Annotated in this window: 22 protein-coding genes, 1 tRNA gene and 2 rRNA genes; 4 read left to right on the forward strand and 21 right to left on the reverse strand. The window is 53.2% G+C overall.

The window, feature by feature from the left end; genetic code table 11:
- Positions 1–3: 3 nt before the first annotated feature.
- From rrf (ACWYRJ_RS04275) to rrf (ACWYRJ_RS04285), 3 genes are all read left to right on the forward strand, one after another.
- Positions 4–119: ribosomal RNA gene (gene rrf / locus ACWYRJ_RS04275) — 5S ribosomal RNA — on the forward strand.
- 14 nt (positions 120–133) lie between these two features.
- Positions 134–209: transfer RNA gene (locus ACWYRJ_RS04280), tRNA-Thr, on the forward strand.
- Positions 210–252: 43 nt separating this feature from the next.
- A 5S ribosomal RNA gene (gene rrf / locus ACWYRJ_RS04285) occupies positions 253–368 on the forward strand.
- A 106-nt stretch (positions 369–474) separates the two neighbouring features.
- Here the strand turns inward: rrf (ACWYRJ_RS04285) and ACWYRJ_RS04290 are convergent.
- From ACWYRJ_RS04290 to ACWYRJ_RS04320, 7 genes are all read right to left on the reverse strand, one after another.
- On the reverse strand, positions 475–1,233 hold the full coding sequence (locus ACWYRJ_RS04290) for an amino acid ABC transporter ATP-binding protein (protein WP_111965009.1): 759 nt from the start codon (positions 1,231–1,233) through the stop codon (positions 475–477).
- Positions 1,234–1,240: 7 nt separating this feature from the next.
- Positions 1,241–2,344, reverse strand: a complete 1,104-nt coding sequence (locus tag ACWYRJ_RS04295; protein ID WP_111965008.1) for an amino acid ABC transporter permease — start codon at positions 2,342–2,344, stop codon at positions 1,241–1,243.
- Between the two features lie 9 nt (positions 2,345–2,353).
- Positions 2,354–3,535, reverse strand: a complete 1,182-nt coding sequence (locus ACWYRJ_RS04300; protein ID WP_111965007.1) for an amino acid ABC transporter permease — start codon at positions 3,533–3,535, stop codon at positions 2,354–2,356.
- Positions 3,536–3,601: 66 nt separating this feature from the next.
- Positions 3,602–4,627 (reverse strand): amino acid ABC transporter substrate-binding protein, encoded by a 1,026-nt coding sequence (locus tag ACWYRJ_RS04305; RefSeq protein ID WP_023333654.1) that lies wholly within the window; start codon positions 4,625–4,627, stop codon positions 3,602–3,604.
- Between the two features lie 473 nt (positions 4,628–5,100).
- Positions 5,101–5,322, reverse strand: a complete 222-nt coding sequence (locus ACWYRJ_RS04310) for a lipoprotein (RefSeq protein ID WP_008502867.1) — start codon at positions 5,320–5,322, stop codon at positions 5,101–5,103.
- Between the two features lie 304 nt (positions 5,323–5,626).
- Complete coding sequence (locus tag ACWYRJ_RS04315; protein WP_455507468.1) at positions 5,627–8,740, reverse strand: efflux RND transporter permease subunit; 3,114 nt, start codon at positions 8,738–8,740, stop codon at positions 5,627–5,629.
- A gap of 11 nt (positions 8,741–8,751) precedes the next feature.
- Positions 8,752–9,888, reverse strand: coding sequence for an efflux RND transporter periplasmic adaptor subunit (locus tag ACWYRJ_RS04320; protein ID WP_455507469.1), 1,137 nt, complete (start codon positions 9,886–9,888; stop codon positions 8,752–8,754).
- 385 nt (positions 9,889–10,273) lie between these two features.
- Here ACWYRJ_RS04320 and envR point away from each other — a divergent pair, with 385 nt between their 5' ends.
- Positions 10,274–10,990 carry an acrEF/envCD operon transcriptional regulator gene (envR, locus tag ACWYRJ_RS04325; protein WP_455507470.1) on the forward strand — a complete coding sequence of 239 codons (717 nt, stop codon included), beginning with the start codon at positions 10,274–10,276 and terminating at the stop codon, positions 10,988–10,990.
- On the opposite strand, the gene ACWYRJ_RS04330 is transcribed toward envR, so the two are convergent.
- The 14 genes from ACWYRJ_RS04330 to acuI all read right to left on the reverse strand — a co-directional run bounded on the left by ACWYRJ_RS04330 (position 10,909) and on the right by acuI (position 23,822).
- Complete coding sequence (locus ACWYRJ_RS04330; RefSeq protein WP_455507471.1) at positions 10,909–12,987, reverse strand: putative bifunctional diguanylate cyclase/phosphodiesterase; 2,079 nt, start codon at positions 12,985–12,987, stop codon at positions 10,909–10,911. The genes envR and ACWYRJ_RS04330 overlap by 82 nt on opposite strands.
- 138 nt (positions 12,988–13,125) lie before the next feature.
- Positions 13,126–13,290 (reverse strand): DUF2556 family protein, encoded by a 165-nt coding sequence (locus tag ACWYRJ_RS04335; protein ID WP_008502862.1) that lies wholly within the window; start codon positions 13,288–13,290, stop codon positions 13,126–13,128.
- A 178-nt stretch (positions 13,291–13,468) separates the two neighbouring features.
- On the reverse strand, positions 13,469–13,765 hold the full coding sequence (gene fis, locus ACWYRJ_RS04340) for a DNA-binding transcriptional regulator Fis (protein ID WP_000462905.1): 297 nt from the start codon (positions 13,763–13,765) through the stop codon (positions 13,469–13,471).
- 23 nt (positions 13,766–13,788) lie between these two features.
- The gene (dusB, locus tag ACWYRJ_RS04345) at positions 13,789–14,754 is read right to left on the reverse strand and encodes a tRNA dihydrouridine synthase DusB (protein ID WP_023309409.1); all 966 of its coding nucleotides are present in this window, start codon (positions 14,752–14,754) and stop codon (positions 13,789–13,791) included.
- Between the two features lie 330 nt (positions 14,755–15,084).
- A complete protein-coding gene (locus ACWYRJ_RS04350) occupies positions 15,085–15,825 on the reverse strand; it encodes a carbonic anhydrase (protein ID WP_223582490.1) in 741 nt (246 codons plus the stop codon).
- A gap of 128 nt (positions 15,826–15,953) precedes the next feature.
- Complete coding sequence (prmA, locus tag ACWYRJ_RS04355) at positions 15,954–16,835, reverse strand: 50S ribosomal protein L11 methyltransferase (protein ID WP_023617982.1); 882 nt, start codon at positions 16,833–16,835, stop codon at positions 15,954–15,956.
- Between the two features lie 11 nt (positions 16,836–16,846).
- Positions 16,847–18,298, reverse strand: coding sequence for a sodium/pantothenate symporter (panF, locus tag ACWYRJ_RS04360; protein WP_149367679.1), 1,452 nt, complete (start codon positions 18,296–18,298; stop codon positions 16,847–16,849).
- Positions 18,288–18,530, reverse strand: coding sequence for a YhdT family protein (locus tag ACWYRJ_RS04365; RefSeq protein ID WP_006178860.1), 243 nt, complete (start codon positions 18,528–18,530; stop codon positions 18,288–18,290). Before ACWYRJ_RS04365 ends, panF begins: the two co-directional genes overlap by 11 nt.
- A gap of 108 nt (positions 18,531–18,638) precedes the next feature.
- Positions 18,639–19,988 carry an acetyl-CoA carboxylase biotin carboxylase subunit gene (gene accC / locus ACWYRJ_RS04370; RefSeq protein ID WP_003860388.1) on the reverse strand — a complete coding sequence of 450 codons (1,350 nt, stop codon included), beginning with the start codon at positions 19,986–19,988 and terminating at the stop codon, positions 18,639–18,641.
- Between the two features lie 10 nt (positions 19,989–19,998).
- Positions 19,999–20,460 carry an acetyl-CoA carboxylase biotin carboxyl carrier protein gene (gene accB, locus ACWYRJ_RS04375; protein ID WP_010436174.1) on the reverse strand — a complete coding sequence of 154 codons (462 nt, stop codon included), beginning with the start codon at positions 20,458–20,460 and terminating at the stop codon, positions 19,999–20,001.
- A gap of 21 nt (positions 20,461–20,481) precedes the next feature.
- Positions 20,482–20,934 (reverse strand): type II 3-dehydroquinate dehydratase, encoded by a 453-nt coding sequence (gene aroQ, locus ACWYRJ_RS04380; protein ID WP_024906320.1) that lies wholly within the window; start codon positions 20,932–20,934, stop codon positions 20,482–20,484.
- Positions 20,935–21,168: 234 nt separating this feature from the next.
- Complete coding sequence (gene msrQ / locus ACWYRJ_RS04385) at positions 21,169–21,768, reverse strand: protein-methionine-sulfoxide reductase heme-binding subunit MsrQ (RefSeq protein ID WP_111964998.1); 600 nt, start codon at positions 21,766–21,768, stop codon at positions 21,169–21,171.
- Positions 21,769–22,770 carry a protein-methionine-sulfoxide reductase catalytic subunit MsrP gene (msrP, locus tag ACWYRJ_RS04390; protein WP_455507472.1) on the reverse strand — a complete coding sequence of 334 codons (1,002 nt, stop codon included), beginning with the start codon at positions 22,768–22,770 and terminating at the stop codon, positions 21,769–21,771.
- 77 nt (positions 22,771–22,847) lie between these two features.
- Positions 22,848–23,822: an acrylyl-CoA reductase (NADPH) gene (gene acuI, locus ACWYRJ_RS04395; RefSeq protein ID WP_455507473.1), complete on the reverse strand. Its 975-nt coding sequence runs from the start codon at positions 23,820–23,822 to the stop codon at positions 22,848–22,850.
- Between the last annotated feature and the right edge of the window lie 10 nt (positions 23,823–23,832).

The following is a 23,832-nucleotide window of genomic DNA, read 5'->3' on the forward strand; positions in this document are numbered from 1 at the left end:
TTGCCTGGCGGCTTTAGCGCGGTGGTCCCACCTGACCCCATGCCGAACTCAGAAGTGAAACGCCGTAGCGCCGATGGTAGTGTGGGGTCTCCCCATGTGAGAGTAGGGAACTGCCAGGCATCAAATTTAGCGTGCTGATATGGCTCAGTTGGTAGAGCGCACCCTTGGTAAGGGTGAGGTCCCCAGTTCGACTCTGGGTATCAGCACCACTTTATACTTAGGTTAAAGTTCGGCAAGAAGTAAAAGAATTTGTCTGGCGGCTTTAGCGCGGTGGTCCCACCTGACCCCATGCCGAACTCAGAAGTGAAACGCCGTAGCGCCGATGGTAGTGTGGGGTCTCCCCATGTGAGAGTAGGGAACTGCCAGACATCAAATAAGTGAGAAGGCCATCCGAAAGGATGGCCTTTTTGCGTTATGATTCTCGTGAAAACCGTAAGCCCGGTAAGCGCAGCGCTACCGGGCAGAAACTGCTGATTAGTGAATCACCTGCGACAGGAATGCTCGCGTACGCTCTGACTTCGGATGCGCAAAGAACTCATCCGGTGGCGCCTGCTCAACAATCTCCCCGCGGTCCATAAAGATCACCCGATCGGCTACGGTTCGCGCAAATCCCATCTCGTGAGTCACGCACAGCATGGTCATGCCGGATTGTGCCAGCCCAATCATGGTGTCCAGAACCTCTTTCACCATTTCCGGATCGAGGGCAGATGTCGGTTCATCAAACAGCATAATTTTCGGTTTCATACACAGTGAACGGGCGATAGCCACACGCTGCTGCTGGCCACCCGATATCTGGCCAGGGAACTTATTGGCATGCTCTGCGATGCGCACTCGCTCCAGATAGTGCATTGCCAACGCCTCGGCTTCCTTTTTCGGCATCTTCCGTACCCAAATCGGTGCAAGCGTACAGTTCTGCAGAACGGTCAGGTGCGGAAACAGATTAAAGTGCTGAAAGACCATACCCACTTCCTGACGCACGCGTTCGATATTGCGGATATCTTCATTCAGCTCGATACCATCAACCACAATGCGTCCTTGCTGATGTTCTTCAAGATGATTAATACAGCGAATGGTTGTGGATTTCCCGGAGCCAGAAGGGCCGCAAAGGACGATGCGTTCTCCCTGCTTTACCTTAAGATTAATGTCCTTCAGGACATGAAACTGTCCGTACCATTTATTCACACTTTCCAGCGTAATCATCGCGTCGGCGGGTGTCATAGTTATTTGGCTCATAATTTCCTCAGTGCGGTGTACGCCCGGTGTTAAAGCGCTTTTCCAGATGCTGGCTGTAGCGCGACATGCTAAAACAAAAGATCCAGTAGATCAGGGCAGCAAAGACATATCCTTCGGTGGACATACCCAGCCAGACTGGGTCAACGGTCGCCTGTTGCACGCTGCTAAAGAGATCGAACAATCCAATGATGATCACCAGGCTGGTATCCTTGAAGAGGGCAATGATCGTGTTGACCAGACCCGGGATGACCAGCTTGAGTGCCTGGGGAAGAATGACCAGCCCCTGAGTTTTCCAGTAGCCGAGCGCCAGTGATTCCGCCGCTTCGTACTGGCCTTTAGGCAACGCCTGCAGACCACCGCGCACAACTTCTGCAACATAGGCGGACTGGAAGAGAATTACCCCGACCAGGGCACGGATCAGTTTGTCGATCGTTGTACCTTCTGCCATAAATAGCGGCAGCATGACCGACGACATGAACAGGACGGTGATAAGCGGGACGCCACGCCAGAACTCAATGAAGATAACGGAGAGCACGCGTACAATCGGCATTTTTGAACGCCGTCCCAGGGCCAGTAAAATCCCCCACGGTAGCGCACCGGCTATCCCCACAGAAGCGATAATCAGCGTCAGCGTCAGCCCGCCCCACTGGCGTGTTTCAACGCGTTCCAGCCCAAGGAAACCGCCATACAACAGCACCCAGACAATAATCGGATAAACCACCGCCCAGACGGCAATATAGCGTCCACGGTGAGGCAGCTTGTTCCAGAACATGACTGCGACAGAGAGCAGGCCGATAACCAGCGCCAGATTAATCCGCCAGCGCTGTTCATGCGGATACAACCCATACATGAACTGACCGAAGCGTTCATGGATAAACACCCAGCAGGCACCGGCTTTTGTACAGTCTGCCCGAGTTGAACCGACCCAGTTGGCCTGTAAAAACGCCCAGTTCAGCAGAGGAGGAATCAATTCCCACATGAGCCACAGGCAGACAATCGTCAGCAGGCTGTTACTCCAGCTGGAGAACAGGTTCTTGCGCGCCCAGAGAATGAAACGTCCACCTGTCGAGTTGGCAGGGCGCGAGGAGTGCGACAGTATCGCTTTTGTCATCATAAATCCTTAGCGCTCGACCAGTGCTATACGACGGTTATAGAGGTTCATCAGCAATGAAATCACCAGGCTGATGATGAGATAGACAGACATCGTGATGGCGATGGTTTCAATGGCTTGTCCGGTCTGGTTAAGCACGGTTCCGGCGAAGAGTGACACCATATCCGGATAACCAATAGCGGCGGCCAGCGACGAGTTTTTAACGATGTTGAGATACTGGCTGGTCAGAGGCGGAATGATGACCCGTAAAGCCTGCGGGATAATGACCTGGCGAAGCGTCACGGTATGGGGTAATCCCAGCGAGCGTGCCGCCTCGTGCTGTCCGTAAGGTACGGCCTGGATCCCGGCACGAATAATCTCGGCAATAAACGCGGACGTATAAATCGACAGCGCCAATGTTAGAGCTGCCAGCTCGGGAATTAACACCATTCCACCCTGGAAGTTAAAGCCTCGTAGGTGTGGAACATCCCAGTGCAACGCGGCCCCAAACAGCCAGTGTGCCACCAGCGGCAGGCTAACGAGCAGGATAACTGCCGTGGGCCAGGTTCTGCGAAGCTGACCGGTTTTGATCTGATGCTTGCGGTTAAAACGGAATACCCCGGCAGACAGAGCAAACGCTATCACAATCGCGCCGATAAAAGCGTACAGACCTTCACCCGGCAGAGGAGAAGGGATAGACAACCCACGGTTGCTCAGGAAAAAAAGCTCAAACGCGTCGACGGCCTGACGGGGGCCGGGTAGGTTACGCAATACGGCAAAATACCAAAAGAAGATCTGCAGGAGCGGGGGGATATTGCGGAACGTTTCAATATAAACAGTCGACAGCTTCCGCAGGAGCCAGTTTTCAGAAAGACGCGCCAGGCCAATAAAGAAGCCCAGTATCGAGGCGAAGACGATACAAAGCGCCGATACCAGCAGCGTATTCAGTAAACCGACCACGAACACGCGTCCATACGTGTCACCTTCCTGGTAATCAATAAGATGCTGAACAATACCAAACCCCGCGCTGCGGTCTAAAAACGCGAAACCGGAGGTAATGCCGCGATTATTCAGGTTGGTGATGGTGTTATGGATGAGATACACGGCGATGAGAACAACCGCAACAATAGCAATAATCTGGAATAGCCAGGCGCGGACCGCGGGATGAGAAAAGGATAGCGATCCTTTTACGGCTGAGCGGCGATGGGACATAAGAAACCTCAGTAACCATGACTCTGGAGTGGGCACTGCCGCAGCAGTGCCCGTTACAGCTATGACTTAACGTACTGGTGGTGCGTACTGAATACCGCCGTTGTTCCAGAGATTGTTCTGGCCGCGTTTGATCTTCAGCGGGCTTTCCGATCCCACGTTGCGTTCAAAGATCTCAGAGTAGTTGCCCACCTGTTTGATGATGTTGTAAGCCCACTTGTTATCCAGCTTCAGATCCTTGCCGAAATCACCTTCTTTACCGAGCAGGTGCGCCATATCCGGGTTGGATGGTTTAGCAGCTTTCTCGTCCACGTTTTTCGAGTTGATGCCCATCTCTTCTGCGTTCAGCATGGCGAACAGCGTCCAGCGAACAATGGAGAACCAGTCTTCATCGCCACGACGAACGACAGGGCCGAGAGGTTCTTTGGAGATCACTTCAGGCAGAACAATCCATTCTGCCGGGTTGCTCAGCTTAATGCGTAAGGCATACAGCTGTGACTGGTCAGAGGCCAGCGTGTCGCAACGGCCGGATTCCAGCGCTTTAGCCGATTCATCCGAGCGGTCGAATGTCACTGGCGTATATTTCATGTTATTTGCTTTGAAATAATCGGCGACGTTCAGCTCGGTATCGGTGCCCGCCTGGATACAAACGGTGGCCCCATCCAGCTCCTTAGCGCTTTTCAGGCCGGCTTTGTTGTGGGTCAGGAAGCCGATGCCGTCATAATAGGTCACGCCCGTAAATGACATCCCCATGCCTGCATCACGGGATGACGTCCAGGTGGTATTACGGGAGAGCATGTCGACCTCGCCGGACTGCAGTGCCGTAAAGCGTTCTTTCGCCGTCAGCGGGGTGTATTTTACTTTGCTGTCATCACCAAAAACGGCGGCTGCAACGCCACGGCAGACATCCACATCAATACCGGTAAATTTGCCGTTCGCATCGGCATAAGAGAAGCCAGGCAAACCGTCACTGATACCGCATTGAACAAAACCTTTCTTTTTAACGGCATCCAGTGTCGTTCCCGCATGGGCTTGACCAGCTACGGCAAACAACATGCCTGCAGCGGCCAGGCTGGCTATCATCGTCTTTTTCATAATGCATCCTGTGTGGCGAAATTTATCGTTATAGAGGCGTTTTTAAACGCTTTACCTGTCTGTGGCTTTGGCCAACGTTTATAAAGCAAACGTAATGCCAGTTTTGCGTCCGACAAAATTAGAGATGAGTGAACGCTTAATGCTGAGTGTAGACAGGCTTAAATAAAACGAGCGCCCTGAAACGGTGCGAAATTACAACCTGTGCCACAAATTGGAGCAAAAGTTTTGAGTCGAGTCAGGAAAAAGAAGAGATAGTTTTCAGCGTGAATATTGGCAGGGTATTCAATAATATTAATGTGTGAAAATCATCACGATAGGCCAGGTAATTTGAGTGACTATACGAAAAAGTTGTGACTGGCGTCAGGCTTAAATTAATTACGCGAATAAATGCGGGGCTATTTTTTTACTTATTTGAAAATGCTGCACTCATTAAAAGCAAAAGCGCGGACAGAGCCGCGCTTTCTCAACAGATGTTACTTCGTCAGGGCAACAATACCCAGCGTCAAACCCGCCACTGCGGCAGCACCGCCGGCGATAGCACCTGCAGTTTCCCAGTTATCCTGGGTGGTGCCTTTCATACAGGTATTGGTATGAACCAGTCGGCCCTGGTCGTCGTAAACCGGTACACATGGAGAGTCGTGCGCGCAACCAGCAAGCAGCGCAGCGAGGAGTGCAACGGAAATGAATCTTTTCATGATGTTACCTCAGTATTATTTCTCGTCCGCTATAAAGCCAGGAGGGCAATTAACGAACTGGAGGTTATTTTACCACCGGGGTAAGTCCACGTTACACGAGGAATAATCTCAAATTATGTAGTTTGTAAAAATCGTGGAGAAAAGCCGGTTTCAGGACGAATTAATGGAGACATTATGAAGGGGTAATAGAGTGTTTTTACTTAATACAAATCATCGTATTTTTAACATGACTTTTGCTTAATGCCTAATTCATTGTTTATCTTAAAAATAAAAAAGGCACCTGAGGTGCCTTTTTAGGGAAATGTTAATCTTTATGACGGGTAAAGCGTCGACGGACAACCACAAAGAAGACGGGCACGAAGAAAATCGCCAGAAGCGTTGCAGAAAGCATTCCCCCCATCACACCCGTACCGACGGCGTTTTGTGCGCCGCTCCCGGCCCCGGCGCTGATTACCAGCGGCATGACACCAAGGATAAAGGCCAGGGAAGTCATCAGGATCGGTCGAAGGCGCATCCTTGACGCTTCCAGTGTGGCTTCAATGATGCCTGAACCTTCTTTCTCCATCAGGTCCTTAGCAAATTCGACGATCAAAATGGCGTTTTTCGCCGATAAACCAATCGTCGTCAGCAGGCCGACCTGGAAATAGACGTCATTGTTTAATCCACGCAGTGACGCTGCGAGAAGCGCCCCAATGACCCCCAGCGGCACAACCAGCATAACGGAGAACGGAATGGACCAGCTTTCATACAGCGCTGCCAGACACAGGAACACCACGATCAGTGAAATGGCGTACAGGGCAGGTGCCTGGTTACCCGAAAGCCGCTCCTGATAAGACATCCCCGTCCAGTCATATCCGATACCGGAAGGCAGTTTTGCCGCGAGACTTTCCATCATAACCATAGCCTCACCGGTACTTTTACCCGGGGCTGACTCACCGAGGATCTCCATAGAGGGCATCCCGTTATAGCGCTCCAGTCGGGGTGAACCATAGACCCAGCGAGCGTTGCTAAAGGCTGAGAAAGGGACCATTTCTCCATTCGCGCTGCGCACGTAAAGGTTGTTAATATCTCCTGGCAACATACGGAATTTTGCGTCGGCCTGTACGTAGACTTTTTTCACGCGCCCATGATCGATAAAGTCGTTCACATAGGTGCCACCTAAGGCCGTTGAAATCGTCTGGTTGACGTCAGAAAGACTGACGCCCAGCGCCTGTGCTTTCTCCTGGTCGACATCAAGCTTGAACTGGGGCGTATCTTCAAGACCGTTAGGTCGCACGCTAACCAGCAGATCAGAGTGCTCTTTCACCATGTTAAGCAGTTGGTTACGCGCCTGAGTCAGCTGGGTATGCCCCAGGTTAGCCTGATCGATCAATTCAAAATCGAAGCCCGTAGCGGTACCCAGTTCGATAATTGCAGGCAGGTTAAACGGGAACACGAGGCCATCTTTAATCTGACTGAAGGCTTTAGTCGCGCGACCGACAATCGCCTCAACGCCGTTTTTCTGTCCCGGGCGTTCCTCCCAGGGCTTCAGGCTGACGAAGGCAATGCCGGCGTTCTGACCCTGGCCGCTAAAGCTAAAGCCATTTACGGTAAAGACGGATTCGACGTTCGCCTTCTCTTTGTTCAGGTAATAGTCCTGTACCTGGTCGAGCACCTGTTGAGTACGCGTCTGAGTTGCACCTGCCGGGAGTTGAACCATCGTCATGAACACCCCCTGATCCTCTTCGGGCAGAAAGGAGGTAGGTAAGCGCAGGAAGAGCACCGCCATCCCACCGACGATGATGACGTACACCACCAGATAGCGCCCTGTCTTGCGCAAAATACCGCTCACGCTGTTGCTGTAGTGCTCCACGCTTTTATCAAAGAGCGCATTAAACCAGCTGAAAAAGCCACCTTTTTTCTGACGATGGTCGTCGGATACGGGCTTAAGCAACGTTGCGCAGAGTGCGGGCGTCAGGATTAGCGCAACCAGTACCGACAGCGCCATAGCGGACACGATAGTCAGTGAGAACTGGCGATATATTGCTCCAGTCGAGCCGCCAAAAAAGGCCATTGGAATAAAGACCGCCGAGAGCACCATGGCGATCCCTACCAGCGCACCCTGGATCTGCTCCATCGACTTCTGCGTGGCCTCTTTGGGCGGCAGGTTATCCTCGACCATGACGCGTTCAACGTTCTCAACGACCACGATAGCGTCATCGACCAGCAGACCTATCGCCAGCACCATGCCGAACATCGTCAGGGTATTGATGGAGAAACCAAATGCCGCCAGAACCGCGAAGGTACCCAGCAGAACGACCGGCACCGCGATAGTCGGGATGAGCGTTGCCCGCAGGTTTTGCAGGAAGAGGTACATGACCAGGAAGACGAGAATGATTGCTTCAAACAGGGTCTTCACCACTTCGTGGATAGAGATTTTTACAAAAGGCGTGGTGTCATAGGGATAGACAACTTTCAGACCCTGTGGGAAGAACTGTTGCAGTTGCGCCAGCTTGCTCTTAATGGCAGCCGCGGTGTCCAGCGCATTTGCTCCGGTTGCCAGCTTGATCCCGAGACCGGTTGCTGCCTGCCCGTTGATTTTAGTGACCATGTTATAGTTTTCGCCACCGAGCTCAATGCGAGCCACATCCTTCAGATGAACCATCGAGCCGTCCTGATTCACCTTGAGCGTCACGCGGCCAAATTCCTCCGGTGATTTCAGGCGAGTTTGCGCGATGATCGAGGCATTCAGCTGCTGACCGGGAATGGACGGCGTTCCGCCCAGCTGGCCTGCCGCTATCTGGTCGTTCTGCGTTTTCAGCTGGCTGATAATATCCAGCGGCGTCAACTGGTATTTGTTCATCGCGTTGCTGTCAAGCCAGATGCGCATCGCATACTGAGCACCAAACAGCTGCACGTCGCCGACGCCAGACGTTCGGCTGATGGCATCTTTGACGTTTGAGGCGACGTAATCAGAGATGTCGTTCTGCGTAAGATTATTGTTGTCTGAAACAAAGCCGGCGACCAGCAGGAAGCTGCTGCTGGATTTCTCCACGCCAATTCCTTGCTGCTGCACCTCTTGCGGCAGCAGCGGCATGGCGAGCTGCAGCTTGTTCTGCACCTGCACCTGAGCGATGTCCGGATCGGTTCCTGACTCGAAGGTCAGAGTGATGGTGACGTTGCCCGCTGAATCGCTGGTGGATGACATATACATCAGGTTATCGATACCGTTCATGTTCTGTTCGATAACCTGGGTCACGGTATCCTGTACTGTCTGGGCATCTGCTCCCGGGTAGGTCGCGGATATCGCCACGGCGGGAGGTGCAATGGTTGGGTACTGTGCGACGGGGAGTTTAAGAATGGCCAGCCCGCCTGCAATCATCAAAATGATGGCAAGTACCCAGGCGAAAACCGGTCTCTGAATAAAGAAATTAGCCATGTCGTCGTCCCTTAACCGGCTGGAGTCGTTGTGGTATCCGGCGTGGCGACGACGGTTACCCCCGGTCTGACTTTCTGTAGCCCGCTGACGATCACGCGGTCACCGTTTTTCAGCCCTTCGGTTACCAGCCAGCGGTCCCCAATCGCCTGAGGCGCAACGACGGTGCGAGACTCAACCTGGTTTTTATCGTTCACCACCATCACGGTGGCTTCGCCTCGCGGTGTGCGGGTCACGCCTTGCTGGGGAACCAGAATCGCATCCGGCTGCGTACCTTCATCAATGCGGGCGCGAACGAACATGCCGGGTAACAGCAGATGTTGAGGATTCGGGAAAATAGCGCGCAGGGTAATCGAGCCGGTACTTTCGTCCACCGTGACGTCAGAGAACTGCAATCTGCCTTTCAGCGGATAGGGCTGTCCGTTCTCCATCAGTAGCTCAACGCTGCTGGCGTTATCGCCTTTTTGCAGGCTCGTTTGTTTAAGGCGCATAAAATCATTGCTGGACTGGGTGACATCGACATAAATAGGATCGAGCTGCTGGACCGTTGCCAGCGCAGCGGTTTGTCCGTTCGTCACCAGCGCCCCTTCCGTCACGCTGGATTTGCCGATGCGACCATCGACGGGAGACGTCACCTTGGTATAAGCAAGATTGATTCGTGCACTTTCAACGCCCGCTTTGGCGGCGACGACGCTGGCATCTGCCTGCTGGGCCGTGGCGACGGCCTGGTCATACTCTTGCTTGCTGACATACTGTGTGCCGACCAGCGGGAGATAACGTTTCACCGTCAGGTGCGCAATATTGGCCGCCGCCTGGGCCTTCGCCAGCTCGCCTTTCACGTTATCGTATGCCGCCTGATAGGTTGCAGGATCAATCTGATAAAGCGAATCCCCGGCTTTTACATCGCTACCTTCCGTGAAGTTGCGGCGCAGGATGATACCGCTAACCTGCGGACGAACCTCTGCAACGCGGAACGCATCTGTTCTTCCCGGGAGTTCAGTGGTGACAGCCAGAGGCGCGCTTTGCACAATATGCACGCTGACCTGAGGTGCCTGCAGGTGTTGTTGATTTTCCTGACCATCGCATCCAGTGAGCAGTACCGCGCAGACAATGAAACCGGATAAGGGCAAGCGTCTGAAATGATTCGTCATTACTGTTCCTTTAAATACCCATAAACCGATATATGCCGCGAATCGGTAGCGGGGCAGAGGGATAAAAAATAAAATGTAGCTGCGTATAATAATGAGGGTATTTAATTTTTTTTAATTTATAAGTGCGAATGACCATACTTGCAGAAAAAATCAGAATCCGACCATGTCCATTTAGGGATATACTTCATGTATATTAATCAGGTAAGTGAGTTTAATGCTTCTTATTATTCATCCCGCTAATTTAATTGATTTAATGTATTTGTATTAATTATAAATTAATAGAGGTGACCTTTTTTGTGCAAAATTAAATCGGATTTTAGTGAATACTTACATTTGCATGAACGCAATATTACCTTTAAACCTTCTGAGTCACGAGTAGTTGCCTATGGCGCGTAAAAAGAAAGAAGAAGCTCAACAAACCCGGCAGAAACTGATTGAGGCGGCTATCGGACAGTTTGCGACGCGTGGCGTAGCCAGCACGACGCTGACGGATATCGCTGATGCTGCTAAGGTGACGCGCGGCGCTATCTACTGGCACTTCACCAGTAAATCTGAAATATTTAATGCCATCTGGGAACAGCAATTACCCCTTCGCGACATTATCCGCGACAGGCTTTCCCTTTCCGATAGTGACGATCCCTTGTTAAAACTTCGTGAGAAATTTATTACTGCGCTGCAGTATATTGCCCATGAACCCCGGCAATGTGCGCTTTTACAAATTCTGTATCATAAGTGTGAATTTAGCGGTGATATGATTTCAGAGCATGAAATCAGAAAACGTATTGGATTTAATGATGACACGCTCCGTGCCACGCTGGAAACCTGTATTTCGCGGAATATCATTTCGCCAAAGGTGAATGTTGATCTCACCTTGATTGTATTCCACGGGTTTTTTAGCGGAATAATTAAAAACTGGCTAATGAATACCGACAGTTTTAATCTTTATCAGCAGGCCCCCGCTCTGGTTGATAGCATTCTGGCGACACTTCCTGTCATTCGCGTGTCGCCTGATGATGCTTACTACTCAGCGGCAGGTAACATTTCTCCTCGGGCACAAAGTGCTTCGATGGTTTCCGCACTGACGGGTTTACCTAACAGATAACCCTGAAGGGTGTTACAGCCTAGCTCGGTCAAAAAGGCCTGCTGCGCTTCGGTTTCTACACCTTCAGCCACGACTTTCAGGTTAAGTGTTTTTGCAAGGGCTACAATCGCTGAGACAATAGTCGCATCCTCACTCTCCCCGCTAAGCTCTTGTACAAACGCCCTGTCGATTTTTAGTTCGCAGGCCGGTAAGCGTTTGAGGTACAGCAGGCTTGAATATCCGGTGCCAAAATCATCAATGGAGGCTTTCACCCCCGCATCCGTCAGCTCTGTCAGCACTCGTACGCTCTCATCCGGGTTGCTCATCGCCGTGGTTTCCGTCACTTCGAGGATCAACAATTCCGGTGGCACCTGGTGAAGTGCCAGGCAGTCGAGAACCGTTTTAACCAGCGAAGGTTGTTCAAACTGCAGTGTCGACAGGTTTACCGCCATTGACCAGCTTTGATGCCCCTGCAGATGCCATTCCCGCAGCTGGCGACAGGCTTCATTAATCACCCAGTTGCCTATGGGGATGATCAGCCCCGTTTTTTCCGCCAGCGGCAGGAAAAGGTCAGGGGTCAGTAACCCCTGCTTAGGATGCTGCCAGCGTAATAACGCCTCGAATCCGAGGACAGGACCCGCGGGGGCGTTGAATTTTGGCTGATAAAGCAGGCGCAGCTCATTGCGCTCGATTGCCATCCACAAATCGTTCATTAACTGGAGATGGGTCTGCGCCAGGGTGTTCATGGAGGGCTGGAAAAAATGGTAACCGTTACGGCCCATATGCTTCGTGTGATACATCGCCGCGTCGGCGTTAAACATCAGCTCACGCTCGGTTTTGCCGTCGTGAGGGTACAGCGCAATACCAATGCTGAGGGTAACCACCAGTTCATAGGAACTGAGATTGAATGGACTATCGATCGCGCGTACCAGCGAATTCGCCAGCGACGCCGCGTCGTCCGGACCTTCTCCCTCTGCCAGCAGAACAAACTCATCACCGCCAATACGTGCAAGGGTGAACTGGCCTTTCAGGAGAAGCAGCAGACGCTGTGTAACGGCGACCAGCAGCCTGTCACCGACATCATGACCGTAGGCATCATTGATGGCTTTAAAACCGTCAAGATCCATGAACATCAGGGCAAAATGGGTTCTTTCACGATCGGCTTTGCTGATGGCCTGATCGAGTCTGTCTTCCAGCAGGATACGGTTGGGCAGACGCGTGAGGGTATCGTGTAGAGCCAGTTGAGCGAGTTCCCGGTTAGCTTCTGCAAGCGACGAGGCCAAAAGGGCGGTACGAGCCTGAAGGCGGGCATCCAGCATCGAGACCAGCAGGGTGATCCCAAGAATAGAGAGCGCGACGACGCTGACCAGCACCGCCAGCCAGCTCCCGTTGATACCCTCATGATGACCCATTGTGGACATCGGAAACTGCGCCGCTTTCATCCCGGCATAGTGCATACCGGCAATGGCAATTCCCATCGTGATGGCGGCACCCATGCGCATCAGCACGACCTGCGCTGCTTCGTGGCGCAGGCGGAAGGTCAGCCATAACGCCGCGAGTGAAGCGGCAAGCGCAATCGCGACCGAAATGGCCACCCAGACCTTGTCCCAGATAATCCCGGGCATCACTTCCAGCGCCGCCATACCGGTGTAATGCATTGCAACTATACCGCTTCCCATCACCAACGCTCCGGGCAGCAGTCGGCGCAGGCGTAATTGCTCGCAGCTAACGAGCCATAGCGCAAATAGCGACGACCCCACGGCGATGACCATAGATAACACCGTCAGGGTGGCGTTGTAGCTCATGCTCATGGAGAGGTCCATCGCCAGCATACCGATAAAATGCATGGCCCACACGCCAATACCCATAGCAATACCGCCGCCAGCCAGCCAGACGCGGGCAGCGACGCCCTCGCTTCCGGCAACGCGTGCAGCCATATTCAATGCGGTATACGCAGCAAGGATGGCAACAACAAAGGAGAGGACGACAAGGATATGGTTGTATTGGCTGACCAGCATGGACGGTTCTACTCGAGTGTGGGGTTACGCTAGAGCGGTTGAGAAGGGCGAGACATTATCACCGTCAGGTAATGGCTCAAAGGGATTTAAATCCCCGTTTTTAGTGGGTAATAACAGGTGATTTGCGCAATCGAGCGCTTAGTCGAGCTCTGAGCAGTTCACGAGTTTAAGGGGATTCACGGAGTTCATATTGCGACACTTATCGGTTTCGGTGCTCATCAGTTCAATCCACTGCATCAGGAGTGCATCGAAAATGAGAACGGAGATTGCAAAGACAACCAGCCACCAGTATTTACGAATCATTGTGTCATTCCGCGAGAAGAGCGCCAGTAAGGTGGGGGAAATATACACCAAAATCTTCGGTTTTAAAGCGGGATAAGTGAAGGTTTACAAAGCGTTGACGGACTGAAGCAGGGGAATAAAAAAGGCGCTTCCCCATGCCGAAGAGCGCCTTTTTAAACAAGCATTCAACTGATTAGTATCAGTTCATGCCGTATTTTTTCAGTTTCTTACGCAGAGTACCACGGTTGATACCCATCATCAGCGCAGCGCGGGTTTGGTTACCGCGGGTGTATTGCATCACCATGTCCAACAGTGGCTGTTCAACTTCAGCCAGTACCAGCTCATACAGGTCATTAACATCCTGACCATTCAGTTGAGCAAAATAGTTCTTCAGTGCCTGTTTAACCGAGTCACGCAGGGGTTTTTGAGTTACCTGGTCCTGAGAGTTAACGGTAGAAACGGTCAGTACGTCAGAATTTACGCGTTGTTCGAACATAGTTCTGTCAGCTCTTTATTTCATTACGCAAGATTTTCGAAGTATGCCTCCAACGCCTCCAGCTGTACGCTGGCATCCTCTATGGCGTTGAATGTGCGCCGAAACTGGTCATCTGGAGCGTGCTCCTGGAGATACCAGGAGACGTGTTTACGCGCAATTCGGTACCCTTTTGCCTGACCGTAGTGGTCATGCAGTTCCCGAACATGCGAACAAAGCAAGCGCTTAACCTCTGCCAGAGGCAGCGGGGCAAGCAGCTCCCCAGTGTCCAGATAATGCTGGATTTCCCGGAAGATCCAGGGTCTTCCCTGAGCTGCACGTCCTATCATCAGAGCATCAGCTCCCGTATAGTCGAGTACAGCCCTGGCTTTAAGCGGGTCAGTTATGTCGCCATTCGCGATAATCGGAATGGAAACTTTCTGCTTAACTGCCCGAATGCTGTCGTATTCAGCTTCGCCGTTGAACAAACAGGCGCGAGTGCGTCCATGAATGGTCAGGGCCTGAATGCCACAGTCTTCGGCCAGTTGGGCAATCTCTACACAGTTACGGTGTTCCGGCGACCAACCCGTGCGAATCTTCAACGTAACAGGAACGTCCACCGCGCTGACAACCGCCGTCAGGATAGCTTTCACCTGGTCGGGGTATTGCAGAAGGGCTGAACCTGCAAGCTTGCGATTCACCTTTTTGGCCGGGCACCCCATATTGATATCAATAATCTGGGCACCACTTTCCACGTTAATTCGCGCGGCATCTGCCATCTCTTCAGGCACGCTTCCGGCAATTTGCACGGTGCGAATACCTGGTTCATCAACGTGCACCATCCGAAGGCGGGATTTATCGCTTTCCCAAACCTGCGGGTTAGACGACATCATCTCGGATACGGTTAAACCGGCTCCCATCTCATAGCACAGCGTCCTGAACGGCCGGTCTGTAATACCTGCCATAGGGGCTGCGATCAGGCGATTTCTAAGCTGGTGGTGTCCGATGCGCATGAGTTAAGAAATGACCATACTGTGACTGCAAGGCGGCGTATATTACGCATTTTTTGCACGAGATGAAAGGCCAAACTTTGAACAATCCACTGTTGTAGATCAAGGAATCGCCGCTCAATCTTTCCGTTAAGAATTATTCACTATTTAAATCATTGTGTTATGCGGGAATGACTATTTTATGGGCGCTTACAATTTCCCGTAACTTCTCATCATTTCTGAATAAAGGGCTTACCTGAGCGGGATAATCTGCTGTTTTTAGCAGCAGATTTCCCGTCTTCTTTGCGATCTGCGTCGCATTTTAGAACATGATCTTTAGCCTCTGGATGGGCGTTATTCGACCACAACACGCCCATGCAGAGACTGTACCGGACGGTTATTATCGTGATGCATTGTCCCGGTGAATCTGGCAAGTTGTTCAGCAGAAACCGTCAAGGGTTGCTTAAGCACAATCCAGGTGACGCCTTCTGAACACGGCGGGGTGGTCAGTGAACCGCTAAAGCGCCAGTACGTTTTATTTTTCGGCAGCAGTTTGTTCAGGTTGAGATCCTGTTTGATGGAGACGTTCTGCTCGGCCTGCTGAGGCATAACGCGCCACAGTTTTTCAAGCTCCGGGTTTGCGGCCCCTTTATCAAACATGACCGCCACCACAGTCAGTTCCCCGCCGGCATTTTTATGAACCAGATGCATTTCCATCGCGTACCTTTTTCCATGCACGGTATTTTCGCTCGGCGCGTGAAAATGGAACTGTTGTAACGTCCAGGTTTGCTTATCAAGAGTAAGGGTATCGCGGGTGTCAGCCTGTTCACCAGCCTGAATGGTATGGCCATTGTTTGTCAGTGTAACAGGGCCATCAATGTAGTGGGTTTGCAGCGGGGAAAGATGGGCGTTAGCGGTCGAATCAATATTAATCGGAGACTGGTTCATTCCGCTTTGACAGGTCTTGTAGGCCTCGTCCAGCTCGCCCCAGTGTTCCGGTGAACCTTCCCCTTCGTAGTTCCAGTGTGATGCAAATGCTGAAGCCGAGATCATGCTCAGCGCCAGCAGCGCTGCCTTGCCTGTAATGTGTTTCATCATATTCTTCCGGTGAATTTTTGTAATACAAACCAACGTGATTTGTGTGGTTATTTTACCGAAGAATGACCGGGGGAGAGAGGATTATCAAAGGGAGAAAGGCGTGGTCAGATGACCACGCCAGATTCTTATTTTTTATGGCCGGTGATGCGGCACCACTCTTCTTTTTCCACGACCGGATCGAGGGCAAAGAGATCGGCGTAGGCTTCACATACGCTGTCGGCCTGGCTTGCCAGGATACCGGAAAGCCCCAGCAGACCGCCCTCAACGGGCAGCACGCTGATTAGCGGGGCCAGCTCGCGCAGTGGGCCCGCCAGAATGTTTGCGACCACCACGTCGGCTTTCATCGCTTCTGGCTGCGCATCCGGCAAATACAGTTCCAGTCGATCGGAAACGCCATTACGCTCGGCGTTATCGCGGCTGGCCTGAATGGCCTGCGGATCGATATCGATCCCGATGGCTTTTGCCGCGCCCAGCTTCAGGGCGGCAATCGCGAGGATCCCGGAGCCACAGCCGAAGTCGATCACTGTCTTACCGTCCAGATCCAGACCATCCAGCCACTGCAGGCAAAGGGACGTGGTTGGGTGAGTGCCGGTACCAAACGCCAGACCCGGATCGAGCATGACGTTAACCGCGTTTTCATCAGGAACCTCGCGCCAGCTCGGGCAGATCCACAGGCGTTTGCCGAACTGCATCGGGTGGAAGTTATCCATCCACTCGCGTTCCCAGTCTTTATCTTCCAGCTGTTCGATTTTGTGGGCAAAACCCGCACCCAGCAGAGGATGATTCTCCAGAATCGCGACAACCTCTTTCATGTCGGTTTCGGCATCAAACAGGCCAATAACGTCGGTATCACCCCACAGGCGGGTTTCGCCCGGCAACGGCTCAAAGACCGGCGTGTCATGCGTGTCCTGGAAGGTGATAGAGACCGAACCGGCCTCCATCAGCGCATCGCTCAGTTCCTCGGCGTTAGCGCCGGTTGTGTTCAGTTTTAGTTGGATCCACGGCATGGCAAAACTCTTTATTTATCAGTAGAAATCATAGCGGGCTGTGGGACGGGCTGACCGAAACGGTTCCCCACCACAAACGCCAGTAAACTTAGCAGTAACGAAGGCACAATCGGATGGAAGCCCAGGTACTGAATCTTAAACGTTGCAAGGACGGCGTACAGCACACCGCCGACAATCATGCCGCTCAGCGCGCCCGCAGCGTTTGCACGCTCCCAGTAGAGCCCTAACACCAGCGGCCACAGGAATACCGCTTCAAGCCCACCAAACGCCAGCAGGTTCAGCCAGATGATCATCTCAGGCGGGCGCCATGCGGCTAACAGCAGCAATGCCCCTAACGCCAGAGTAATAATGGCCGACATGCGCTTCAGGCGCCGTTCATTCTCTGCCTGCTCAGGACGCAGGTTCAGATAGAGATCTTTAATGATCGTAGCGGAACTTTGCAGCAGCTGAGCGTTGATTGTCGACATAATGGCGGCCATCGGGGCGGCGAGGAAGATCCCGGCGGCAAATGGCGGCAGCACTTTAACCATCAGGGTTGGGATAACCAGATCGGGTACGGTAAGGTCAGGAATAACTGCCCGACCTAACGCGCCCGCCAGGTGCATACCAAACATCAGGATCGCAACCACGATAGTGCCGATAATGATACCTCTGTGCACGGCTTTGCTGTCTTTGTAAGAGATACAGCGCACGGCGGTATGCGGCAGGCCAATCACTCCAAAGCACACCAACACCCAGAACGAGGTCATAAAGGTTGGCGAAAGGATGTCATCTGCGCCCTGCGGAGAGACCAGTTTCGGGTCGATGGTTTCCAGCGTTTCGACTGCGTGGCTCAGGCCACCAGCAGCATGCACAATGCCCACCAGCAAAACAATGGTGCCAACAAGCATCACCAATCCCTGCATCGTATCGTTAAGCACGCTGGCACGGAATCCGCCGAACGCGGTATACAGCGCAATGCTGACTCCGAAGATGATCAAGCCTGTCTCGTAGGGGATCCCGGCCGCCGTTTCCAGCAGACGTGCCCCGCCGATAAACTGCACCGTCATTGCGCCAATAAAGGCCACCAGCAGGCTTAAGCTGGCCAGCCACACCAGTAAACGGCTCTGATAGCGGGCAAACAGCATATCGTTGAGCGTCACGGCATTATAACGGCGCGCCAGAATGGCAAATTTTTTGCCCAGTATGCCCAGTGATAGCCAGACGGCTGGAAGCTGGATCATCGCCAGAAGCACCCAGCCTAACCCATATTTATAGGCTGCTCCGGGTCCGCCGATAAACGAACTGGCACTGATGTAGGTCGCGGTCAGCGTCATGGCCAGCACGACGCCGCCCATCGAGCGGCTACCAAGAAAATACTCGTTCAGGAAGGTGCCCGTCGTTCTTTTACGCATGGCGTAAACGGATAAACCAAACACCACTAACAAGTAAGCGATAAGCGGCAGAATGACTTCAAGCTGCATCATCGTCCTCCAGCGGGATATCGCGATAGATGAATTTCACCATTGCCCAGCACAGCAGGATGAAGACCAGCGGTACCAGCAGGCACGCCATTTCGAACCAGTGCGGCAGGCCGGTGATGCCAATAGCGGAGTCAGGTAAGTAAGCAGTTACCAACCATGCTGCGAGATAGAGAAGGGTCAGCCACAGCGCCCAGCGCGCTTCTTTATGGGCCTGAACAAAACGTTTGTCCATTTATTGTCCCTTGTGGATGAAGAAAGCGGGGATTGTACATGATGAGCCTTTCCAGGCCCCAGAAATAAAAAAGGCCGGATAATCCGGCCTTTTAGCAACACAGGTCTCTTACTTCTCGTTCAGACCGAGTTTTTTCTCCAGATAGTGGATGTTAGTTCCACCATTCTGGAAGTGCTCGTCGCTCATGATGCGCATCTGCAGATCAACGTTGGTTTTGATACCGTCGATGATCAGCTCCTGCAGGGCATTCTTCATACGGGCAATCGCCACGTCACGATTTTCGCCGTAGCAGATGAGCTTGCCGATCATTGAGTCATAGTACGGCGGTACGGTGTAACCGGCGTAGATATGAGACTCCCAGCGCACGCCAAAGCCACCCGGCGCGTGGAAACGCGTGATTTTGCCCGGGCTTGGCAGGAAGGTGTTCGGGTCTTCGGCGTTGATACGGCATTCTACCGCATGGCCTTTCACCACAACTTCTTCCTGCTTGATGGAAAGCGGCTGGCCTGCAGCGATACGCAGCTGCTCTTTGATCAGGTCAACGCCGGTGATCATTTCGGTAACCGGATGCTCAACCTGAATACGGGTGTTCATTTCGATGAAATAGAACTCGCCGTTCTCGAACAGGAACTCAAAGGTACCCGCTCCACGATAGCCGATATCGACACACGCTTTAGCGCAACGCTCGCCGATGTAGCGACGCAGTTCCGGGGTAATGCCCGGCGCTGGTGCTTCTTCGACCACTTTCTGGTGACGACGCTGCATGGAGCAGTCACGTTCTGCCAGATAGATTGCGTTGCCCTGACCGTCAGCCAGCACCTGAATTTCGATGTGGCGTGGGTTTTCCAGGTATTTTTCCATGTATACCATGTCATTGCTGAAAGCGGCTTTCGCTTCTGCTTTGGTCATGGAGATGGACTGCGCCAGTTCAGCATCGCTACGCACAACGCGCATACCGCGACCGCCGCCGCCGCCGGACGCCTTGATGATAACCGGATAGCCAATGCGTTTAGCATGAGCACGGTTAGCATCCATGTCGTCGGTCAGAGGGCCGTCAGAGCCTGGTACGGTTGGAACACCGGCTTTTTTCATCGCGGTGATTGCAGACACTTTGTCGCCCATCAGGCGGATGGTGTCGGCTTTCGGGCCGATGAAGATGAAGCCAGAGCGTTCAACCTGCTCAGCAAAGTTGGCGTTCTCAGAGAGGAAGCCATAACCCGGATGAATTGCCACCGCGCCGGTGATTTCAGCGGCACTGATGATAGCCGGGATGTTCAGATAGCTTTTTACGGACGGAGCCGGGCCAATACAGACCGTCTCATCCGCCAGCAATACGTGTTTTAAATCGCGATCCGCGCTTGAGTGCACAGCGACGGTCTTGATGCCCAGTTCTTTACAGGCACGAAGAATACGCAGTGCGATCTCGCCGCGGTTGGCGATAACAATTTTATCCAGCATGTTCGCCTCGTTACTCGATGACGACCAGCGGCTCGTCAAATTCAACCGGCTGACCACTTTCGACCAGAATCGCTTTCACAGTACCTGATTTGTCTGCTTCGATCTGGTTCATCATTTTCATCGCTTCAACGATGCACAGGGTATCGCCGACGTTGACTTTCTGACCCACTTCGATGAACGCCTTCGCGTCAGGGCTCGGGGTGCGGTAGAAAGTACCAACCATTGGGGAACGTACGATGTGACCACTGATTTCTGCTGCAGCGGCAGGTGCGGCTTCAGCTGCTGGTGCAACGGCTGCGGAGAGCGCAGGCTGCTGCACTGGCGCAGCATAAGCCTGCTGCATTACCGGGAAGCTAGCGGCTGGGGCTGCACGGCTGATGCGTACAGACTCTTCGCCTTCAGAAATTTCCAGTTCGGAGATGCCTGATTCTTCAACCAGCTCGATCAGTTTTTTAATCTTACGAATATCCATGAGTGGGTTCCGTACTCTTGTTTAGTGTGATTGTGACAAGCGTTTTACCGCTGTCTGTAAAGCGTATGAATAGCCGTCAGCGCCCAGTCCACAGATAACGCCAGCAGCGATATCTGACAGATACGAATGGTGGCGGAACGGCTCTCGGGCGTGCACGTTACTCAGATGGATCTCGATAAACGGGATACTCACCGCGAGCAGTGCGTCGCGGATAGCAACACTGGTGTGCGTAAACGCGGCCGGATTGATCAGGATATAGTCCACATTGTCTTTAGCCTGATGAATACGGTCGATGATTGCGTACTCCGCATTCGACTGAAAATGATCCAAATCCACATTCAGCGACGCTGCTTCCGTTCCAAGACGGTTAACAATTTCACTCAATGTCAGCGTGCCGTACTTCTCTGGCTCACGGGTGCCGAGCATGTTCAGGTTCGGTCCGTTCAAAACTAAGATATGGAACTTATCAGTCATTATGCCGCTATCTCCTGCGATTTTCGGGTAAAAGACAAAATATACCTTCGAAACGCAAATGTCACCTTTTCAGAGGCTTAAAACCGCTGTCAGGCGAACCAAGGTCGCACATTATAACGATTTCGTAGCATTTAGCAGCTAAATACTGGTCTTATCAGGGAAGATTATCAACCGCTATCCGAAAAAGATTTGCGGTTGACGGGTAATCTGCGGGAAAACGCACAGTTTCGCGAACTATCGCAACCACTGGCGGAACTTCTTATAACGCCATGCTAAAAGCGCCACGGCGGCCAGTGCGTACAGGACCGGCTGCGGGGAGAGGATCTTCACCGACCACAGGTAATGAATGGGAGCGAGGATCGCGACAAGATAGACGAAGTTGTGCAGCAGCTGCCAGCGCCTGCCCAGTTTTCGCTGTGCATATTGCGTGGAGGTTAGCGCTAACGCCAGTAAAACCACCCAGCTCACGATGCCCAGCGTCAGATAAGGGCGTGTCACCAGTTCGCGGCCAAGCAGCGCCAGATTGTTAATTCCCAGTTCCAGCAGGGCATAGCTGGTAAGGTGCAGCGTTGCCCAGGCAAAACACCATAGCCCTAACAGCCGACGGGTGCGTATCAATAAGGGCTGTTTAGCGTAGCGCGCCAGCGGCGAGACGAGCAAGGTGGCCAGCAAAAATTTCAGAGCCATCCGACCGGTAAAATGCTGGATATCCTTGGCCGGGTCTGCGCTAAAGAGCCCCTGACTGGCGGCCCAGAACAGCCAAATAAAAGGAAGTACCCCGGCCAGGTGCAGCAGCACTTTCAGCCAGGTAATCTGTTTTGCCGTTAGACGCACTCAGAAGTTCTCCCGTAAGTTGAGACCACGATAAAGCGAGGCCACTTCATCCGCATAACCATTAAACAGCAGCGTCGGCTGGCGCTTCACGTCCAGCGCACCGCCGGAACCAATAAACCGCTCGGTCGCTTGCGACCAGCGCGGATGATCCACATGCGGGTTCACGTTGGCGAAGAAACCGTATTCGTCCGGGGCCGCCAGATTCCAGGTGGTTGGCGGCCGCTCACGGGTAAGCTTAATGCTGACGATAGATTTAATCCCTTTGAAGCCATATTTCCACGGTACGGTTAAACGGATGGGGGCACCGTTCTGCGGCGGAAGCGCCTTACCGTAAACGCCGACGGTCAGCAGGGTGAGGGGGTGCATAGCTTCGTCGAGACGTAACCCTTCTACATACGGATAATCAAGCCCGCCGCCGATAAACCGATCTTTCTGCCCGGGCATTTCGTCCGGCGCATAGCGCGTCTGGAAGGCGACATATTTTGCACTGCTAGTGGGCTCAACCATCGCCAGCAATTTATGCAGCGGGAAGCCGACCCAGGGCACAACCATCGACCAGGCTTCCACGCAGCGCATGCGATATATACGCTCTTCTAGCGGGAAACGGGTGGTGAGATCGTGGTGGTCCAGCGTCAGGGGTTTCGCCACTTCGCCATCAATCTTCAGCGTCCACGGATCGGTTTTGAGGCTTCCCGCGTTGGCGGCAGGATCGGCCTTGTCGAGACCAAATTCGTAGAAGTTGTTGTAGCCGGTGACTTTATCTTCCGGCGTAAGCGTCAGTTTGTTTTGCCATTCAGCCGGTTTCGTAAAGGTGAGCGGGGCGCCGGAAGGAGCCTTTGGCCGATCGTTGCCTTTAAACCAGTCGAGCAGGTCGGCGTGAGCCGAAGGCGAGAGCGAGAGCGCGGTGGCGCTGATGCCAAGCATTTTCAGGATCTGGCGGCGCTGTAGCATAAAGACAGACTCAGACGTTACGTCGGCTTCCGTCAGTTTTCGGTTTTTCATGGCATCCTCCGTCATGCGTTTTCCTAAGCATGACGGAGGAGAGGGATTCGCGCGAATATGTCACGAAAATTTGAAGATTAGGCGATTTTCACCAGCGCGCGGCCGTGGAACTGGTTGTCCATGATCTTAGAGGCGTATTCCGGCGCCTGGCTCAGGTTTATCTCCGTCGCGCTCTGGGTATAGAAAGATTCCGGCAGATCGCGCACCAGCCGTTCCCAGGCTTCATGGCGACGAGACGGCGGGGTCATCACGGAATCCACACCCTGCAGGCGGACGTTACGCAGAATAAACGGCATCACGGTGGTTGGCAGGGCAAATCCGCCCGCCAGACCGCAGGCTGCCACGCAGCCGCCGTAGTTCATCTGCGCCAGGATTTTTGCCAGCACCTTATCACCTACGGTATCCACAGCCCCTGCCCAGACCTGTTTTTCCAGCGGACGGGTTTCAGCGAATTCGTCACGGCTGAGAATGCGGTTTGCACCGAGCTGGCGCAGATAGTCATGGGTGCTTTCACGGCCGGAAACCGCAGCGACCTGATAGCCCAGCTTGTGGAGCAGCGTGACAGCCGTGCTGCCCACGCCGCCGCTGGCGCCGGTGACGACAATTTCACCCGACTCAGGGCGGATACCCGCTTCTTCCAGCGCGATCACGCACAGCATGGCGGTAAAGCCTGCCGTACCGACGATCATCGCCTTGCGGCCATCCATGCCTTTCGGCATCGGCACCAGCCAGTCGCCCTTCACGCGCGCCTGCGTGGCCAGCCCACCCCAGTGATTTTCACCCACACCCCAGCCGGTGAGCAGCACCTGCTGGCCCGGATGGAAGCGCGGATCCTCGCTGGTATGAACCCGGCCCGCGAAATCAATACCTGGCACCATAGGGAAATTTCGGATGATTTTACCCTTACCGGTAATAGCCAGCGCATCTTTATAATTTAAACTGGACCAGTCGATGTCGACGGTTACTTCGCCTTCCGGCAGGCGGCTCTCTTCTACCGGCTGCACTGAGGCAAGCGTTTTGCCGTCCTGCTGTTCTAAGATCAAAGCCTGCATACGGGGTCCT

Source organism: Enterobacter sp. (assembly GCF_977039595.1).

Bases quoted from the DNA above. Each gene is read 5' to 3' on its own strand.
- accB (WP_010436174.1), bottom strand. From the start codon at position 20,460: ATGGATATTCGTAAGATTAAAAAACTGATCGAGCTGGTTGAAGAATCA.
- ACWYRJ_RS04290 (WP_111965009.1), bottom strand. From the start codon at position 1,233: ATGAGCCAAATAACTATGACACCCGCCGACGCGATGATTACGCTGGAA.
- ACWYRJ_RS04315 (WP_455507468.1), bottom strand. From the start codon at position 8,740: ATGGCTAATTTCTTTATTCAGAGACCGGTTTTCGCCTGGGTACTTGCC.
- dusB (WP_023309409.1), bottom strand. From the start codon at position 14,754: ATGCGCATCGGACACCACCAGCTTAGAAATCGCCTGATCGCAGCCCCT.
- accC (WP_003860388.1), bottom strand. From the start codon at position 19,988: ATGCTGGATAAAATTGTTATCGCCAACCGCGGCGAGATCGCACTGCGT.
- ACWYRJ_RS04295 (WP_111965008.1), bottom strand. From the start codon at position 2,344: ATGACAAAAGCGATACTGTCGCACTCCTCGCGCCCTGCCAACTCGACA.
- ACWYRJ_RS04330 (WP_455507471.1), bottom strand. From the start codon at position 12,987: ATGCTGGTCAGCCAATACAACCATATCCTTGTCGTCCTCTCCTTTGTT.
- msrP (WP_455507472.1), bottom strand. From the start codon at position 22,770: ATGAAAAACCGAAAACTGACGGAAGCCGACGTAACGTCTGAGTCTGTC.
- fis (WP_000462905.1), bottom strand. From the start codon at position 13,765: ATGTTCGAACAACGCGTAAATTCTGACGTACTGACCGTTTCTACCGTT.
- ACWYRJ_RS04350 (WP_223582490.1), bottom strand. From the start codon at position 15,825: ATGAAACACATTACAGGCAAGGCAGCGCTGCTGGCGCTGAGCATGATC.
- panF (WP_149367679.1), bottom strand. From the start codon at position 18,298: ATGCAGCTTGAAGTCATTCTGCCGCTTATCGCTTACTTGTTAGTGGTG.
- prmA (WP_023617982.1), bottom strand. From the start codon at position 16,835: ATGCCGTGGATCCAACTAAAACTGAACACAACCGGCGCTAACGCCGAG.
- ACWYRJ_RS04365 (WP_006178860.1), bottom strand. From the start codon at position 18,530: ATGGACAAACGTTTTGTTCAGGCCCATAAAGAAGCGCGCTGGGCGCTG.
- ACWYRJ_RS04300 (WP_111965007.1), bottom strand. From the start codon at position 3,535: ATGTCCCATCGCCGCTCAGCCGTAAAAGGATCGCTATCCTTTTCTCAT.
- acuI (WP_455507473.1), bottom strand. From the start codon at position 23,822: ATGCAGGCTTTGATCTTAGAACAGCAGGACGGCAAAACGCTTGCCTCA.
- aroQ (WP_024906320.1), bottom strand. From the start codon at position 20,934: ATGACTGATAAGTTCCATATCTTAGTTTTGAACGGACCGAACCTGAAC.
- envR (WP_455507470.1), top strand. From the start codon at position 10,274: ATGGCGCGTAAAAAGAAAGAAGAAGCTCAACAAACCCGGCAGAAACTG.
- ACWYRJ_RS04335 (WP_008502862.1), bottom strand. From the start codon at position 13,290: ATGATTCGTAAATACTGGTGGCTGGTTGTCTTTGCAATCTCCGTTCTC.
- ACWYRJ_RS04305 (WP_023333654.1), bottom strand. From the start codon at position 4,627: ATGAAAAAGACGATGATAGCCAGCCTGGCCGCTGCAGGCATGTTGTTT.
- ACWYRJ_RS04310 (WP_008502867.1), bottom strand. From the start codon at position 5,322: ATGAAAAGATTCATTTCCGTTGCACTCCTCGCTGCGCTGCTTGCTGGT.
- ACWYRJ_RS04320 (WP_455507469.1), bottom strand. From the start codon at position 9,888: ATGACGAATCATTTCAGACGCTTGCCCTTATCCGGTTTCATTGTCTGC.